At 72.4% G+C, this 14,727-nt stretch carries 15 protein-coding genes; 7 read left to right on the top strand and 8 right to left on the bottom strand.

Annotated features, from left to right (window positions below; genetic code table 11):
* The first annotated feature begins 71 nt into the window (after positions 1-71).
* The 5 genes from G3I53_RS11630 (at position 72) to G3I53_RS11650 (ending at position 4,856) form a co-directional block, all read left to right on the top strand.
* Positions 72-734 (top strand): response regulator transcription factor, encoded by a 663-nt coding sequence (locus G3I53_RS11630; protein WP_343240603.1) that lies wholly within the window; start codon positions 72-74, stop codon positions 732-734.
* 139 nt (positions 735-873) lie between these two features.
* The gene (locus G3I53_RS11635; RefSeq protein ID WP_164334290.1) at positions 874-1,938 is read left to right on the top strand and encodes an ATP-binding cassette domain-containing protein; all 1,065 of its coding nucleotides are present in this window, start codon (positions 874-876) and stop codon (positions 1,936-1,938) included.
* Positions 1,935-2,846 (top strand): ABC transporter permease subunit, encoded by a 912-nt coding sequence (locus G3I53_RS11640; protein WP_239063800.1) that lies wholly within the window; start codon positions 1,935-1,937, stop codon positions 2,844-2,846. Before G3I53_RS11635 ends, G3I53_RS11640 begins: the two co-directional genes overlap by 4 nt.
* 131 nt (positions 2,847-2,977) lie before the next feature.
* Positions 2,978-3,562 (top strand): TerD family protein, encoded by a 585-nt coding sequence (locus G3I53_RS11645; RefSeq protein WP_164334289.1) that lies wholly within the window; start codon positions 2,978-2,980, stop codon positions 3,560-3,562.
* A 211-nt stretch (positions 3,563-3,773) separates the two neighbouring features.
* On the top strand, positions 3,774-4,856 hold the full coding sequence (locus G3I53_RS11650) for a hypothetical protein (RefSeq protein WP_164332409.1): 1,083 nt from the start codon (positions 3,774-3,776) through the stop codon (positions 4,854-4,856).
* Between the two features lie 28 nt (positions 4,857-4,884).
* On the opposite strand, the gene G3I53_RS11655 is transcribed toward G3I53_RS11650, so the two are convergent.
* Genes G3I53_RS11655 through G3I53_RS11680 form a run of 6 tightly spaced genes read right to left on the bottom strand, consistent with a single transcriptional unit; the run spans position 4,885 to position 9,016 of the window.
* On the bottom strand, positions 4,885-5,550 hold the full coding sequence (locus G3I53_RS11655; RefSeq protein WP_164332408.1) for a contact-dependent growth inhibition system immunity protein: 666 nt from the start codon (positions 5,548-5,550) through the stop codon (positions 4,885-4,887).
* Between the two features lie 16 nt (positions 5,551-5,566).
* Positions 5,567-5,866, bottom strand: coding sequence for an RNase A-like domain-containing protein (locus tag G3I53_RS11660; protein ID WP_164332407.1), 300 nt, complete (start codon positions 5,864-5,866; stop codon positions 5,567-5,569).
* 38 nt (positions 5,867-5,904) lie between these two features.
* On the bottom strand, positions 5,905-6,474 hold the full coding sequence (locus G3I53_RS11665) for a hypothetical protein (protein ID WP_164332406.1): 570 nt from the start codon (positions 6,472-6,474) through the stop codon (positions 5,905-5,907).
* 19 nt (positions 6,475-6,493) lie between these two features.
* Positions 6,494-8,254: an RNase A-like domain-containing protein gene (locus G3I53_RS34535; protein ID WP_164332405.1), complete on the bottom strand. Its 1,761-nt coding sequence runs from the start codon at positions 8,252-8,254 to the stop codon at positions 6,494-6,496.
* Positions 8,239-8,553, bottom strand: coding sequence for a WXG100 family type VII secretion target (locus G3I53_RS11675; protein WP_164332404.1), 315 nt, complete (start codon positions 8,551-8,553; stop codon positions 8,239-8,241). The genes G3I53_RS34535 and G3I53_RS11675 overlap by 16 nt, the downstream gene beginning before the upstream one ends.
* A 43-nt stretch (positions 8,554-8,596) precedes the next feature.
* On the bottom strand, positions 8,597-9,016 hold the full coding sequence (locus G3I53_RS11680; protein ID WP_164332403.1) for a WXG100 family type VII secretion target: 420 nt from the start codon (positions 9,014-9,016) through the stop codon (positions 8,597-8,599).
* 894 nt (positions 9,017-9,910) lie between these two features.
* Here G3I53_RS11680 and G3I53_RS11685 point away from each other — a divergent pair.
* Positions 9,911-11,242, top strand: coding sequence for a DUF5933 domain-containing protein (locus tag G3I53_RS11685; protein ID WP_164338271.1), 1,332 nt, complete (start codon positions 9,911-9,913; stop codon positions 11,240-11,242).
* Between the two features lie 40 nt (positions 11,243-11,282).
* On the opposite strand, the gene G3I53_RS11690 is transcribed toward G3I53_RS11685, so the two are convergent.
* Together G3I53_RS11690 and G3I53_RS34370 are read right to left on the bottom strand one after the other, a co-directional pair.
* A complete protein-coding gene (locus G3I53_RS11690; RefSeq protein ID WP_203592591.1) occupies positions 11,283-11,693 on the bottom strand; it encodes a hypothetical protein in 411 nt (136 codons plus the stop codon).
* A gap of 105 nt (positions 11,694-11,798) precedes the next feature.
* Complete coding sequence (locus G3I53_RS34370) at positions 11,799-12,293, bottom strand: hypothetical protein (protein WP_164338269.1); 495 nt, start codon at positions 12,291-12,293, stop codon at positions 11,799-11,801.
* Between the two features lie 215 nt (positions 12,294-12,508).
* Here G3I53_RS34370 and G3I53_RS11700 point away from each other — a divergent pair, with 215 nt between their 5' ends.
* Positions 12,509-14,578, top strand: coding sequence for a TerD family protein (locus G3I53_RS11700; protein ID WP_164438306.1), 2,070 nt, complete (start codon positions 12,509-12,511; stop codon positions 14,576-14,578).
* The last annotated feature ends 149 nt before the right edge of the window (positions 14,579-14,727 follow it).

A 14,727-nucleotide genomic window follows, 5' to 3' on the forward strand; every position in this document is an offset into this window, starting at 1 on the left:
CCCCGGGCCGAGGGCGGCCCCGGGGCCCACGGCGGTGTCGCGGCCGGCCCGGACACCGGGGGTGCCCCGTGATCCGGGTCCTGCTGGCGGACGACCAGACGGTGGTGCGGGCCGGGTTCCGCGCCCTGCTCGACCTGACCGACGACCTGGTCGTCGTCGCCGAGGCGGCGGACGGCGTGCAGGCGGTGGAGCTGGCCCGCACGACGCGCCCCGACGTGGTGCTCATGGACATCCGCATGCCGCGCGCCGACGGCCTGGAGGCCACCCGCCGCATCGGCGCGGACCGCACGCTGGACGCCGTACGGGTGCTGGTGCTGACGAGGTACGAGGCCGACGAGTACGTCTTCGAGGCGCTGCGCGCCGGGGCGGCCGGCTTCCTGCTGAAGGACATCGACCCCGACGACCTGCGCACCGCGATCCGTACCGTGTCCGCCGGGCGGAGCCTGCTCGCGCCCGCCGTCACCCGCCGGGTGATCGAGGAGTTCGCCCGGCTGAAGGCGCCCGAGGTGCAGGCCCGCAGGCGGCTCGACCCGTTGACCGACCGCGAGCGGGAGGTCCTCGCCCTGGTCGGGCGCGGCCTGTCGAACGACGAGATCGGCGGCCGGCTGCTGATGTCCCCGCTGACGGCGAAGACCCACGTCAGCAGGGTGATGGCCAAGCTGGGGGCCCGTGACAGGGCCCAGCTGGTGGTGACGGCGTACGAGACGGGACTGGTGCGCCCGGGCGAGGGCTGAGCCGCCCGGAAGGGGCGGGAGCGGAGATGCCCGCGGAACGGGGATGAGCGGGACGGCCTGCATCCCTACTCCGGGCGGAGTACGGGCCGACTCCCGGCGGCAGATGTCCGGTTCGTCCGTCCTCCGTAGCGTCGGTCACATGATCGAAGCGCGAGAACTCACGAAACGCCATGGCGAGCGGACCGCCGTGGACCGGCTGTCGTTCACCGTCCGCCCCGGCCGGGTGACCGGCTTCCTCGGCCCCAACGGCGCGGGCAAGTCGACCACCATGCGCCTGATCCTCGGCCTCGACGCCCCGACTGCGGGCTCGGCCACCGTCGCGGGCCGCCGCTACGACCGTCTCGCCGCGCCGCTGCGCGAGGTCGGCGCCCTGCTCGACGCCCGCGCGGTGCACGGCGGCCGTACGGTGCGGGGACACCTGCTCGGTCTCGCCCGCTCGCACGGCCTGCCCGCACGCCGGGTCGACGAGGTGCTGGGCATCGTCGGCCTGGAGGCGGCGGCGGACCGGCGGGCCAAGGGGCTGTCGCTCGGCATGTCCCAGCGGCTCGGCATCGCGGCCGCCCTGCTCGGCGACCCCGGGGTGCTGATCCTCGACGAACCGGTCAACGGCCTGGACACGGAGGGCATCCGCTGGATCCGCGGCCTGCTGACCTCACTGGCCGCCGAGGGCCGCACGGTGTTCCTGTCCAGCCACCTGATGAGCGAACTGGAACTCACCGCCGACCGGCTCGTCGTGATCGGCCGGGGCCGGCTGCTCGCCGACACGGACATGCGGGACTTCATCGCGGCGCACTCGCCCGACTGGTCCCTGGTGCGCACGCCGGACGCGGAGTCCGGCCGGTTGCGCGGCCTGCTGGAGTCCCGGGGCGCCACGGTCGTCCCCCACTCCGGCCCCGGGGAGGCGCACGGCGGCTGGCGGGTGACCGGGATGAGCACGGCGGCGGTCGGTGACCTGGCCCGCGACCACGGTGTGGCCGTGCACGAACTCACGCCGTTCCGCTCGACGTTGGAGGAGATCTACACGGAGATGACGGGCGAGGCGGTCGAATACCGCGGCTCCGGCACGGGCGCCCCGACCGCTACCGGCGCCGACACCGGCGCGAACACCGACACGGACGGCGACACGGCCGGCGACACGGACGGCGACACGGTCGGCGACACGGACAGCGACGCGGACGGCGACGCGAAGGAGCCGCGGCGATGAACACCAACACGGGCACCGAGTCGAGCACCGGGACGAGCACGGGAACGAGCATGACGACGGACAGCAAGGCAGGCACGGTGACGGGCAGGACCACGGGGAGGAAGAGGACCACGGGGAGGAAGGGGGACACGGCGACGAAGGCCACCGCCGTCGCGGTCGCCTCCCCGCCCGGCTTCCGGGAGGCCCTGGCCTTCGAGTGGACCAAGTACGCCGGACTGCGCTCCACGGTGTGGACGACCGTCTCCGTGGCCCTGGTGACCGTGGTCGGCGCGGTGTTCGTGGGGCTGACCGACAGCCTCCAGCCCGACGACACCGTGCTCGGCGGCAGCCTCACGCTCAGCGTGGTGGCGCTGATGATCGCGGGCGTGGTGGGCGCGCTGACGGTGTGCGGGGAGTACAGCAGCGGGTCGATCGCCACGACGCTGGCCGCGGTGCCCCGGCGGGGACGGGTGCTGGCCGCCAAGGCCGTGCTGCTGGCCGGGGTGCTGTCCGTCGTCGGGCTGGTCTCGTGCACGGTCGCGTACCTGCTGGGGGACGCCGTCCTCGACGGCTCGCGCGCCCAGGGCGAGCCGCTGCCGGCGCTGTTCGGCATCGGGGCGCTGTTCGCGGTCGTGGGTGTGCTGGGACTGGCGATCGGCACCGTCGTGCGGCACGCCGCCGGCGCGGTGACCGCCGTGGTGGGCTTCCTGCTGCTGCCGTCGCTGTTCGGGCCGCTCCTCGGCGACCTCCAGCGGTGGGTCGTCGGGGCCACCCCGACGGCCGCCCTGGAGAAGCTCACGCAGACGTCCGACGCCGGTCCGGAGGTCGTCGGCAGCCTGGGCGCCTGGCCGTCCCTGGCGCTGGTGACCGCCTACACGGCGGTGGCCGCGGCGGGGGCGGCGCTGGTGCTGCGGCGGCGCGACGCCTGACCCGGACGATCACGTCCCGGTCACGGCGCGGGGATCCACGGACACGGGGACGGCACCCGGGGTCGGGAACCGCAGCGGCACCAGGCACACTCTGCGTGGTGTAGGACCCCACAGCCGGAAGGACGGATTACGTGATCACGCTCACCAAGGAAGACGGTCCCGCGGACCTGGACGGAGTGACCCACCTGTCCATCGGCGTGTCCTGGGACCCCACCGCCGGCACCAGCGGCGGGGTGATGGGCAAGCTGCGCCGCAAGGCCGGGACCGACCTGGACCTCATCGCCATCGCCATGCAGGGCGGCGACCCGGTCCGCCTGGCCGGCCTGGACTCCCTGGACCCCATGGGCAACGGCTCCCTGCAGCACAGCGGCGACAACCAGACCGGCCACGGCGACGGCGACGACGAGACCGTCACCGTCGAGTTCGCGCGGATCCCAGGCAACATCACGGCGATCGTGTTCATCGCCGCCGCCTTCAAGAAGGGCAGCTCCTTCCAGAAGGCGCGCAACATCAGCTTCAAGGTCTACGACGCCTCCGGCGGCAGCTCCCAGCAGGTCGCCGACATCTGGCCCAGCCTGCTCACCAAGGACAACGCGTGCGCGGTGGCCAAGGCGGTGCGCGTCGGCGGGTCGTGGAAGCTGGAGGTGATCAACACGACGGGCAAGGTCAAGCAGGGCGACGAGCACGCCCTGATGGCCTTCGCCGTCAGCAAGTGACGCACGCCGCCCGGCCGGGGACCCGGCCAGGGGCGGCGCGCGGCGCGACGGCCCCACGCGGCCCGCACGGTCCCACCGGTGAGTCCCGCTCCGGGGGCGCCACCGGCGGTCCCGGGGCGGGCTGTGGCGGTCCCGGGGCGGGCTGTGGCGGGGCCGGGGCGGGCGTGGGCCCGGCCCGAGGGAACGCATCGCATGACACACGGGGGTGTGGATGAGCCGGGTGCTGTACGGCGAACAGTCGTGGAATCCGCTGGCGCGGACCGTGGAACTGACCGAGGAGCGGCTACGGGTGGGCCGCCGGGCGACCCCGCTCGAGGAACTGCACCTCGCGGCCATGGCCGAGGCGTTCCAGCGGGGCCAGTGGCTCGGCGGCGGCGGGACGGAACGCCCCCTGCACCGGCTGCCGGACGGGCCCGGCATCGTGCCGGTCACGCGCGTCACGGGCACCACCAGGCCGGTGAAGTCGCGTCAGGCGGCCGTGTTCGCCCGGCAGCTCGGGGAGCTCGCGGTGGGCCGATGCGGCGGCCCCGCACAGGTGGCCGCGCTCGCTGAGCGGGCTCACGCGGAGGGCGTACCGCTGTGGATCGCACGGCGGGTCGCACCGGGACCCGCCGGCCCGGTCACCGTCGCCGTGGACCGGGGCCTGGTCCGCGTCGACGTGTGGGGACCGCAGGCGCCGGCCGTACGCCTGCGGGCACCGGGCGGCTACGACGCCCGCGACCAATCCCTGTCGAAGGGCCTGCGGGTGACCGTCGGAGAGACGCGGGCGCGACTCGTCCTCAAGGACCGCAAACGCCGCAGCAAGCGGCGGGTGGAGCTGCAGATCCCGGGACGGCACTGGGTGCTGACACGCGAGAACTCCGTGGCCTCGCTCCTGCGGTGCGACGACCGGCCCGTCGCCCTGCTCTCCCGCCCGCCGTCCTCCCGCCCCGTACCCGAACCCGGCTCACTGCTGCTGCCGTTGACCCCGGTGCGCCTCGACGGCGGGGACGCGCTGGACGCCGTGATGGCCCACTTCTTCGCCGTGTCCTTCGGCATCGGCGACACCACGGGCTCGGCCCGCTTCCGTTCCCGGCGGCCCCGCCCGGCACCCGTCGGACTCGGAGGAGAACCCCTCGCCGCCGAAGAGGACTGGGACCGCCCGTGGTTCACCAACCTCGGCAGCGGCGCCGAGGACAACGAACCCGGCGGCGGCGACGGCTGGGGCTCGGACGGCGGCGACGGCGGCAGCGGCGACTCCGGCGGCGGTGACTCGGGAGGCGGCGACGGGGGCGGGGGCGGAGGGGGCGACTAGCGCCCTTCCGGGTCGCTGACGCGGGGAGTCAGGGCGTGGCGGGAGACGTGAGCCGTCCGGCGACGAGGGCGAGCCAGCCGCTGGGCGCGTACGGCGCCGGTGGGTCGACCTCCATCCCCAGCTCCGCCAGCCCCAGCGCGTAGTCCGGCTCACCCAGCTCCAGAGCGAGCAGCTCGCGCACCTCTCCCACGGCGCGGGCCACCAGCTGCGGGTCGGTGGTCGCGCGGTAGTCGTCCACGGCGGCATCGTGGTCGTCGAACTCGTCCGGCATGTCCTGCGAGAACCAGCCCCCGAGGAACTGGCCCAGTTCCGGGAAGCGGGCGTTCCATTCCCAGTGCGTGGCCGGAGCGGAGGGGGGCGGGACCAGCCCCTCCTCCACACTGCGCCGGATGTGGTCGGCGACCACGGTCAGCCATGCGAGGACCTCCGCGTCCGGCAGACCCACGTCCGGCAGGGCGTAGAACTCCCCGAGGCGGACCCGCAGTCGTCCCGGAGGGTTGCGGGCGTAGTCGCGCAGCTGAGCCTCGGCGACCGCGAGAGCCCAGGGGCGGGTGTGCCAGGTGTGGCGCAGGTACGCGGTGAGGGCCGGGCCCGGCGCGTCCTCGGTGTCGTCGGCCGGCTGTCCGGCATAGGCGCGGAGAACCTGGTCCAACTCGCCGTAGCGTCGGTCGTGTTCGAGCGGGGTCAGTGCCACGGTGGGGAGACCGCCTTCACAGGTAGACGGGAAAACTGGCGTGGACGGCGAACCCGTGGGCGGCCGACGGCTCGCGACGCAGCACGACCCGCGCGGCGCGGACGTCGACGGCCCCGCGTCCGGCCAGGGCCATGGCCTGCAACTGCACGCGCCCGACGGGCTGTTCCCGCGTCGGCCACGCCGCCTCGATGGTCAGCCGCTGCCGGGTGGACCGCGCCAGCCAGGTGTGGATGACCTGTTCGTTCCTGGTGACCACCTGCTGGGTCGCCCACTGGGCGGTCTCGCGGTCGGGGTAGCTGGCGGTGCGGGTGCGCAAGGGGTTTCCTTCCGAGAGGGCGGCTGGAAATCGCCAGATCACTTGGAATCGAAGGACCAGACCATACCGACTTCCGTGTCGGACACGAGTACCAGTCCCAGGTCCCAGGTGTGCACCGAGACCGTGTCGCACCCGGGAATGTGCCGGTAGTAGTCCAGTTTCGCGCTGTCGCGGCCGGTGTTCGCGTAGAACCGGGACCCTTCCGGGAAGCGGGAGAGAATGACGTCGGCCTTTCTCTCCAGATCTGCTCTGTGCTGCTCGAAATGAGGTGTCCTCTCCACGTTGAGCCAGGGCGTGGAGAGGGCAACAAGAAAACGTTTGGCGGACGAGCGCGGGATTTCCGTCACATGGGAGAGCCAGGCTTCGGCCTTTTCCGGCCCGTCCGGCAGGTCGGCGAAGGGGTAGAACGGATCCTCGCGCCTCTCGAACTCGCCGACGAGAGGATCGTTGACGCGCCAGCCGCGATGGTCTTCCGTCGCCTCGTGCATCAGCGTGTGTACGTCGAGGGCCCAGTTCTGATGCAGCCTGCGGGTCACCTTGGCGATGGTGTACCTGCGCTCGTACATGCTGATCGCGTCGGCCCACGACTGCTGGTCCGGCTGTGCCATGGTTCGTTCCCCTTGGTTCCTATTGCGGCATGGACGTCAGCACGACGAAAGGCGGGTCCAGGCTGGGTTCGTATTTGAGGACGGTCGAGACGCCGTACGCGTCCGCGGGCGGCGTCGGGTGGTTGTTCACCACTGCCGCTGTACGCCCGGTGACGACCGGGGCCGACGGGCCGCCGTTGTCGACCGAAGGAACCGAGAACTCCCGTTTCGGGGGGCTCGGCGGGTTGCCCTTGAGCCAATCGTCGATCTCCGCCGAGTTCGCGCGAATATTGTGCTGCGTGTATTTCTGCGCCGACTCCAGGTCCGTGAAACTGGACGCAGCGGGAATGGTGGGCACGCCCGCTCCGGTGGACTCGTCCCGCAACCGCTGCGTCAACTGGTCGTCGGTCAGTCCGACGTGCTTGTCGATGCTGTGTCCACCGTACAGTTCCTCCTCGGTGGCCAGGTCGATGGAGTACTTGTAGGGGATCTGGCTCTCTCCGGGCCGCTGCCAGCTGTGTTCCTTCTTGAAGTCGTTGAGGGTGCGCGCGCCGTAGGCAGCCGCGCGGGCCGCCTCCGCGCGGAACGTCGGCACGCTGAGGATCGCCTCGTCCAGGGCCGGCTGGAGCTTCTTCAGTTCCGTCGCCGCGGCACTGAAGGCCTCGTGGTAGGCCTCGACCGCCTTGTTGGCGGCAGCCTTGTCCATGTGGGAGCGGAACGTCATGACGATCTCGCCGAACGCCAGGGTGGACGCGAGCCGGGTCAGTTCGAAGAAGTCGAGGTCCAGGGTGAGGTCCCGCACCGTCGCCTTGGCGGCCTCCGCGCCGAGCCGGGTCGTCGTCTCCCGCGTCGTCTTGCCCACGTCCGCCAGGTGGTCCAGGGTCTTCTGCACCGTCGCCGCGGTCTCGTGGAGGATGTCGATGATGGGCCGCCGCTTGGCGGGCTGCACGTTGCGCTCGGTCTTCCAGACCCGGCCTATGGAGGCCCGGTTCCCCTGGGCATCGTAGGTCCGGCCCCATTCGGTGGTTCCCCAGATCGTCTGACAGAACGCCTTCATGGCGCCCTGCCATTCATCATTGCCCTTATTGTTGGTAATGAATTTGATGGCGTTGTTGAAGTTGGTCGACGCGGCCTTGGCGGCCTTCTCGGCCGCCCCCCAGGCGGTGGCCATGGACCTGAAGTCGTCGTCCTTGACTCCGGGGGTGATCTCGTGCATTTTGCCGAGCCGCAGCCCGTGCTCGATGGCGGGCCGGATGACGTCGGCGAGGAAGTCGGGTATTTCGCCGAGAACGCCAGAAATGGCCCAGGAATCCGCGTCCTCACCGGTGCCGGTCCACATGATGTCGTTGACGGGGCCGTACCGGGGGACGTTCTGGATGACGGCGGGCGGCTGCTTCTCCACCGGTGGCGGCCCGTACATCCGGCGGGCCTGCCAGTCGGCCTGGACGTACTTGTTGGTGGTGTCCGTCAGGCCGACCGCGACACCGCCCACGCTGACCACGCTCTTCGCCCAGAGCTCCACGTACTTCTCGGTCAGCGAGTCGTAGGCGGCCGCGAACTCGTCGGCGCCCCGGCCGGTGCCCGCGGACTGGCTGTACTGGTTGAGTACCTCGACGAGTGCCTTGGCTCCCTTGTCGTAGTCGAACTGTCCGTCACGCACCACGAGCGCCGTGTAGTACATGTGCTGCGGCTGGACGTCGAAGCCGCCGCTGGACTTGGGAGACCGGGTCCGGGCGGCGGCTCGCTCCTGGGCGCGCTCCTCGTCGGTGGGCAGTCCCCCGCCCATCAGGCGGCGCCCCACCCACGGAGCACTGCCGCGTGTGCCGCCGCGTAGCTGCCGTGGCCGGTCGTCACCACCTCGTGCAGCCACTTCTGCGCCGCCTCGAGGTCCTGGGCCGAGCGGTCCCACTCGTCCAGCTTCTCGACGAAGACGTTGCGGGTCTCACCCTCCCAGGACAGCACGACGGGCACGACGCGGTCGTAGAGGCCGTCCAGCTTGCTGTTCAGCTTCTTGAGGATGTCCTCCAGATCGCCGGCCAGTTCCTGGAGGGTGGCGAAGGAGACGGATATGTGGTCGTCGGGTTCGACTCCGCTGGACATGATCCCCCTGTGGTCGTTTCGGCGGCTGAGCTTGTGCGAAGGGTCAGAGGTCGTCGAGGCTGCTGCGGGGTGCCGACGGAGGTGCCTCGGTGTTCGGCGTCGAGAGGCGGTCCACCTCACGTTCGATGTCGACCTCGATCCTGCTGATGCGGGCCAGCACTTCGAGGTCCTGCTCGGAGAAGCCGTCACGGCTCAGCCGTACGGCTTCCTCCAGCATTTTCATCACTTCCCGGATGCGGACCGCGTCCTCGGTGGCGGCGCGATGGAAGTTCCGGTACACGGAGGCCGCCGGCCCCTGCCAGCCGGCCTCGATCTTGTCGACGATCGCGTCCATGCGCCGGACCTGCTTGTCGAGGTGGTCCTGCATGTCGTCCAGGTCGTCGGCCAGCTTGGTGAGGCTCTTCGCCGACACCCGCAGATCGGGGCCGCCCTCCTGCCCCGCGCCTGTGCCGGGCACGCCCATGGTGCCTCCGTCCCCCGTACTTCGGCCTCGGTGGCCCGCTGTTGCTCCGACGATCCTATAAATCCTGGTGTCGGAAGGACCAACTGCTTTCGCCCAGGGCGAGTTGGCGGCCACGACACACCGTCGAGCAGGGCGGACGAATCGGTCGGCCGGGTGGGGCGACGTCACCGCTCCCCTCCCGGCCCGAGGGTGCACCCGGCAGCGGTGCGGCCCTCCGCTGCCCCACGTGCTCAAATCGGTATTGACCTGCACAGATGCCTGTGCTTCGCTCAGCGCGAGCGTGCGAGCGCGGTACCCCGGCCGACGGGGCGGTCCGCACGCACGGGAGACAGGCACGGCACGCGTGGCGTGCGGGGGCGGACCGAGGGGGACGGTTGTGGGCGGAGCGGTGAGGGGCGCGTCTGCCGGGCCGGGTGGGCCGGAAGGATGGGCGGCGCCGTGACCGTGTGGCAGCGGTGCGCGCCCGGCGTGGCCCGCCTCGGCGTGACCGTGCGCGGCCGGCGTTTAGGACAGCGCGGCCCGGCGCCGCTCCCGACCCGCACTGGGCGCCGCGGCGCGTCCGTGGCCCCCGGCCGTCCGGCGACCGGGCCCGGCCACTCGCCCTGACGCCCTGGCCCCGACGCCGACGCCGACGCCGACCGGAGGCAACCCCACCCCTCCCGCGTCCGTCTTGATTCGACGGGCGGCCCGTCACCACCGTGACGCGAGGAGAGGGCGGCAACGAGGTGCCGTCCGACCGGCGACGGGCGAACCCACCGCCCCGACACGACCACCCCCTACCGAAGCAGCCGTGAAGTGACCCACATACCCCCGCGGGACCTGTCGCACCCACCCGAGAGCGGGAGACCCGCCGCACCCGCCGCACCCGCCGGACGCCGCCCCCGCCGGACGGCGCTGTGGGCCGCCGCCGGTGCCGTCACCCTCGGCTTCCTCGTCGCCCTGGAGTTCACGGCCCGCCACTACGGCGTGGCGGGCCCCCTCACGCACCAGGTGCGCGAGACGGTCCTTCCCCCGAAGTCGGGCGGTCTGCTGTACGCCGCCATGGCGTTGACGATGGTGGTCCTCACCTGGCGGCAGCGGCTGATCGCGCTCGCCGCGGCGGTCGGCATCGACCTCGTGTTCCTCCTGGTCCGCTGGGCGGCGGACGCCGGAGCGGGCGGCGGGCACCCCTTCGGCAACGGGGCGCTGTGGGTGATCCTCGGCTGTGCGGTCGTCGCCGTCACCCGCCGCACGGGCGCCGAACGCGTCCTGATGCTCAAGGGCGTCGGCCTCGGTCTGCTCCTGGTGGCGGGCCGGAAGACCGGCGACACCTGGCTGCTCATCACGTCGAAGAGCCGGCCCACGGTCCTGGACCAGTACGTGGCGACGGCGGACCACGCGCTGGGCGAACCGTCCTGGCTCGTGGGCCGGATCATCACGGCCACCGGACCGGTCGGCTTCAACGTCCTCGACGTCGTCTACGGGCAGCTCGCGGTGGCCGCGGTCCTCGTCGCGCTGTACCAGCTGCGCGGTGTGGCGACGCAGCGCCGCTTCCCCCGGCACCACCTGGTGCGCAGCTTTCTGGTGATCGGCCTCCTGGGACCGGCCTTCTACATGGTCTTCCCGGTCGTCGGACCGCTCTTCGCCTACGGCACCGGCACCGGGTACTGGGCCTCCGTCAGCCTCTGGGCGGAGCAGATCCCGTCCAGCGCCCACCTCGCGGTGGCCCACCTGTGGCCGGAGACCCTGCCACCGGTCGGCATCCCGCGGCCGATGCCGTTCGACGAGATCACCCCGCGCAACTGCATGCCCAGCCTGCACACCGCGTGGGCCACCGCGATCTTCCTCCACACCCGCAGGGGCCCGCGCCTGCTGCGCCACGCGGGCACGTTCTGGCTCGTCGCCACGCTCACCGCGACGCTGGGCTTCGGCTACCACTACGGCGTCGACCTCATCGCCGGTGTGGTCTTCGTGCTCACCGTCGAGGCGGCCCTGCGGGCCCACGACACCGGCTGGCAGCGCTCGGGCGTCCACTTGGTCGCCTACGGCACCACGGTGCTCGTCGCGCTCCTGCTGTCCTACCGCTTCCTGCCGCTGGAGATGGCCCGGCACCCGTGGCTGGCGGGCCCGCTGCTCGTCCTGGCGACGGCTTCGGTCGTCTACGGCTACGTCCGCACCACCACGGCCTGGGACCAGCCGGGCCCCACCCCCGCACCACGCCCGGAGGCCCACCCGGAACCGGCCTGAGGGGGACGCGGGCAGGCATCGCGCGGGGTGGTGGAACGCCTCAGGTGCGTCGGCTCGCGAGCCGGTAGACGAGGTAGGTGAAGCCGAGGATGACGTCGACGGCGGCCCACAGGGCGATGACGAGGCCCACGCCGATGGTGGTGCCGACGTCGCTCGCGTCGTTGCACAGGCGCAGGTCGTCGCCCGTCCGGCCCCGGCATGCCTCAGGCGTGCCACTGGCGGTCGATGCGCCCCAGATCACCCATACGAGGAACAGGATCTGGACGGCCAGGAAGACCCACAGGAACACGCGGCGCCGTTTGCCCTGCGGCGGGCGACTCCCGTCACCGTAGCGGGAGTCGGGCACGGGGCCCGGGGGCGGCACCGGCCGTCCGGCCGCCGCTCCCGCGGAGTGGTGCGGGGCGGCGCGAGGGCCCCATCGCGGTTCGTGAGCGCGGTGTCCGTCGTCCATGCCGCCCTCCTCCGTGCTGCTGACTTCATGGTGCGCCCACCGTGCCCGGTCCGCTCGTCGGCAGCCCGGCGGTCGTCCTCGACAGCAGGCGCGTGCACGACCGCCTCAGCCGTGCGCGCCCCACCGCAGCCGCCCCACCGGACCTGGCGTCCACAGCCAGGTACGGGACCGCGTCCGGCCGGCGACGTCGGCGCTGTGGGCCGCCGCCACGACCGTCAGCACCGGCCAGGCCTGGAGCGTCACCCCGACCGGCAGGTACGCCACGTCCGTCCCGAGCGCGACCACCAGGACCTCGGCCGGGAAGACCGACGCACCGAGCAGGGCCCCCGCGAGGGCCGGCACCCAGCCGCGGCTGCTCACGCGGGAGGCGAGCGTCAGGCCGCCCGCGAGCACCAGGCCCATCAGCAGACCGGCCGACACGCTGCCGCCGGCCAGCGTCAGCCCGTACCGCACATCACGCGCGGCGAGTTGCAGGTCCCCGCCCCGCAGCCACTCCACCGCAGCCACGGCCAACGCGAGGGCGGCCCAGGGAAGTCCGGGTACGCACGCCATCAGCAGCCCGACCCGAAGGCCGCGCCGCACCGTCCCTGGCTCGTTCATCCGCCCCCCCCCCCGGGCTCCTGGGGCGAGAGCCACCCGGCCCCCGCACTCCGCCGGCCGACCGTACCCCACCGCCCATTCCGTCAAGTCCGCCCCGAACTGTTCCGGTTCGGTACTAAGGTGCCGTGTGCACCGGGTGTGCGGGGCGGGTCACAAGGGGTGGCCGGGGGGTGGCGGGACGGCCATGTGCCCCCGGCGCGATCGGGGTGGGGGTTATGTACGAGCTGACCAAGGGTGCCAACGTGGGGCTGGCCGCCCTCAGCGACAGTGTCGACTCCGTCATCGTGAGTCTGGGCTGGACCAGTCCGACGGGTGAGGGCGATGCGGATGTCTCGGTGCTGCTGCTCGACGAGAACGGCAAGGTGCGCAGCGACGCCGACTTCTACTTCTACAACCATCCGGTCGCCGCGGACGGAAGCGTGCAGCTGCTCGGCAAGACGCCCACCGGCAACGGCAACAAGGACCGCATCAGCTTCGACCTGAGGGCGGTGCCGGACGAGATCGCCCGGATCGTGGTGGCGGCGAGCCGGTACGACGGCGCCCACTTCGGGGACCTGGACGATCTGCTCCTGACGCTGGCCGACGGCTCGGGTGAGGAGCTGCTCCGGTTCGCGATCGGGGACACCGGCTCGGTGAGTGCCTTCATCTTCGGCGAGCTCTACCGGCGCGGCGGCGACTGGAAGTTCCGGGCCGTCGGGCAGGGCTACGACACCGGACTGGCCGGCCTGGCCACGGACTTCGGGGTCGATGTCGACGACGACGCAGCCGCCGAGCAGGAGGCCCTGGACGGCGCGGCGGGCGTCGCGCCGGAGGAGCCGGCCGCCCACCGGACGGCGCCAACTCCCGCCCCTGCCCCCGCCGTCGACCGCCCCGCGCCGCCGGTGCTGGAGGCCGTCCCCGCACCGCGCAAGCCCGGCGGGAGCACGGCGGCGGCGCCGCAGCCGCCCGCACGGCCCCGTACCGCCAAGAAGAAGGTCACCCTGCCCAAGGTGGCCAGGAAATCCCTGGCGGACAACGAGTCGTGGCGGGAGGCCCGGCTCTTTCCTGTCTCCGCGCTCAAGAGCGACCGGGACCGTGAAACGCGCGCCACGTCGGTGCTGTTGTCGGTCATGACGCAGATCCCGGAGTTCGGGCGGCGGCTCACCGCCGGGTTCGGTGCACCCGCGGGCCGGATGGAGACCTTCACCGAGGTCTCCCTGCCGCACGGCGACAGTCCCCGGCGCCCCGACGGGGTGATCAGGGTCGAGCGGGCCGGAAAGCTGTGGACCGCGCTGGTCGAGACGAAGACCAACGGCAACGCGCTCAAGCCCGACCAGGTGCAGGCGTACATGGACATCGCCGCCCGCCGGGGCTACGAGGCGGTGATCACCCTGTCGAACGACGTGGCCCTGGAAGGCAGTCCGCTGGTCGACGTCCGGATCGACCGGCGGCGCAAGCACAAGGTCGCGCTGCGGCACCTGTCGTGGGCCGAAGTGGCGCACCAGGCCCACATGCTGATCCGGCACGAGGGCGTGGGCAACGCCGCACACGCCTGGCTGCTCCAGGAGCTGCTGCACTACCTCCAGCACGAGAACTCCGGCTGCCACGGCTTCCAGAACATGGGCTCGTCCTGGGTGCCGGTGCGCAAGGGGATCGACGACGAGACCCTGTGCCAGGGAGATCCGCGTGCCCTGGAGGTGGTGGAGAGCTGGGAGCGGCTCATCCGCCAGGTCTGTCTCCGGCTCGGCGGCGAGCTGGGACAGAAGGTGCTGCCGGTGCAGCGCTCGAAGCGCGGAGCCGACCCGGAGGCCCGCCGGAACCATCTCGCCGATCAGCTGTGCCTGGAGGGCAGGCTCCAGGCCGAACTGCGCATCGAGGACACACCCGGCGTGCTCGCGGTCACCGCCGACCTGCGGACCGGCAAACTCCGCACGTCCATCGAGTTCGAGGCGCCCGAGGAGGGCTATCCCCTCACGAGGGCGAAGCGGCTCATCCGGCGCCTCGCGGAAGCCCCCGCCGACCTGCACATCGAGACCCTCGTGGAGGGGGAGACGGGCGGCCCCCGGGGCACGCTGGAACGGCTGCGCCCGGAGCCGGCGGACCTGCTCCCGAGGAACGGCGCACCGATCACCGGCTTCCGGCTGTCGCTCTTCAAGGGCATGGGCAGCAGCCGCGGCAACGCCGAGACCGGCTTCATCCGCAGCGTCGACGACGCCGTGCACCGTTTCTACGCCACGGTGGTGGCCCACATGGACCGCCCGGCCGCACGAAGGGCGTCCTCGGCGCAACGGGCCGCCGCGGGCTGACCGGGACGGGACGAGGGGGGACGAGGGGGAGTCACCGCGGAGTCCTGCTCCGGCCGACCGGGCCCGACGGCCGCGCATGCGCCCCCGGGCCCAGCGGCCGACGCATGCGCCCCCGAGCCCGGCGGCCCGCGCATGCGCCCCCGAGCCCG

This window comes from Streptomyces sp. SID14436, from assembly GCF_010548465.1.
Classification (GTDB): Bacteria; Actinomycetota; Actinomycetes; order Streptomycetales; family Streptomycetaceae; genus Streptomyces.

What these genes read in the sequence shown, in the direction of transcription:
- G3I53_RS11665 (WP_164332406.1), bottom strand. Translation starts at nt 6,474, where the DNA reads ATGGCACAGCCGGACCAGCAGTCGTGGGCCGACGCGATCAGCATGTAC.
- G3I53_RS11690 (WP_203592591.1), bottom strand. Translation starts at nt 11,693, where the DNA reads ATGGACGACGGACACCGCGCTCACGAACCGCGATGGGGCCCTCGCGCC.
- G3I53_RS11650 (WP_164332409.1), top strand. Translation starts at nt 3,774, where the DNA reads ATGAGCCGGGTGCTGTACGGCGAACAGTCGTGGAATCCGCTGGCGCGG.
- G3I53_RS11675 (WP_164332404.1), bottom strand. Translation starts at nt 8,553, where the DNA reads ATGTCCAGCGGAGTCGAACCCGACGACCACATATCCGTCTCCTTCGCC.
- G3I53_RS34370 (WP_164338269.1), bottom strand. Translation starts at nt 12,293, where the DNA reads ATGAACGAGCCAGGGACGGTGCGGCGCGGCCTTCGGGTCGGGCTGCTG.
- G3I53_RS11635 (WP_164334290.1), top strand. Translation starts at nt 874, where the DNA reads ATGATCGAAGCGCGAGAACTCACGAAACGCCATGGCGAGCGGACCGCC.
- G3I53_RS11680 (WP_164332403.1), bottom strand. Translation starts at nt 9,016, where the DNA reads ATGGGCGTGCCCGGCACAGGCGCGGGGCAGGAGGGCGGCCCCGATCTG.
- G3I53_RS11640 (WP_239063800.1), top strand. Translation starts at nt 1,935, where the DNA reads ATGAACACCAACACGGGCACCGAGTCGAGCACCGGGACGAGCACGGGA.
- G3I53_RS11700 (WP_164438306.1), top strand. Translation starts at nt 12,509, where the DNA reads ATGTACGAGCTGACCAAGGGTGCCAACGTGGGGCTGGCCGCCCTCAGC.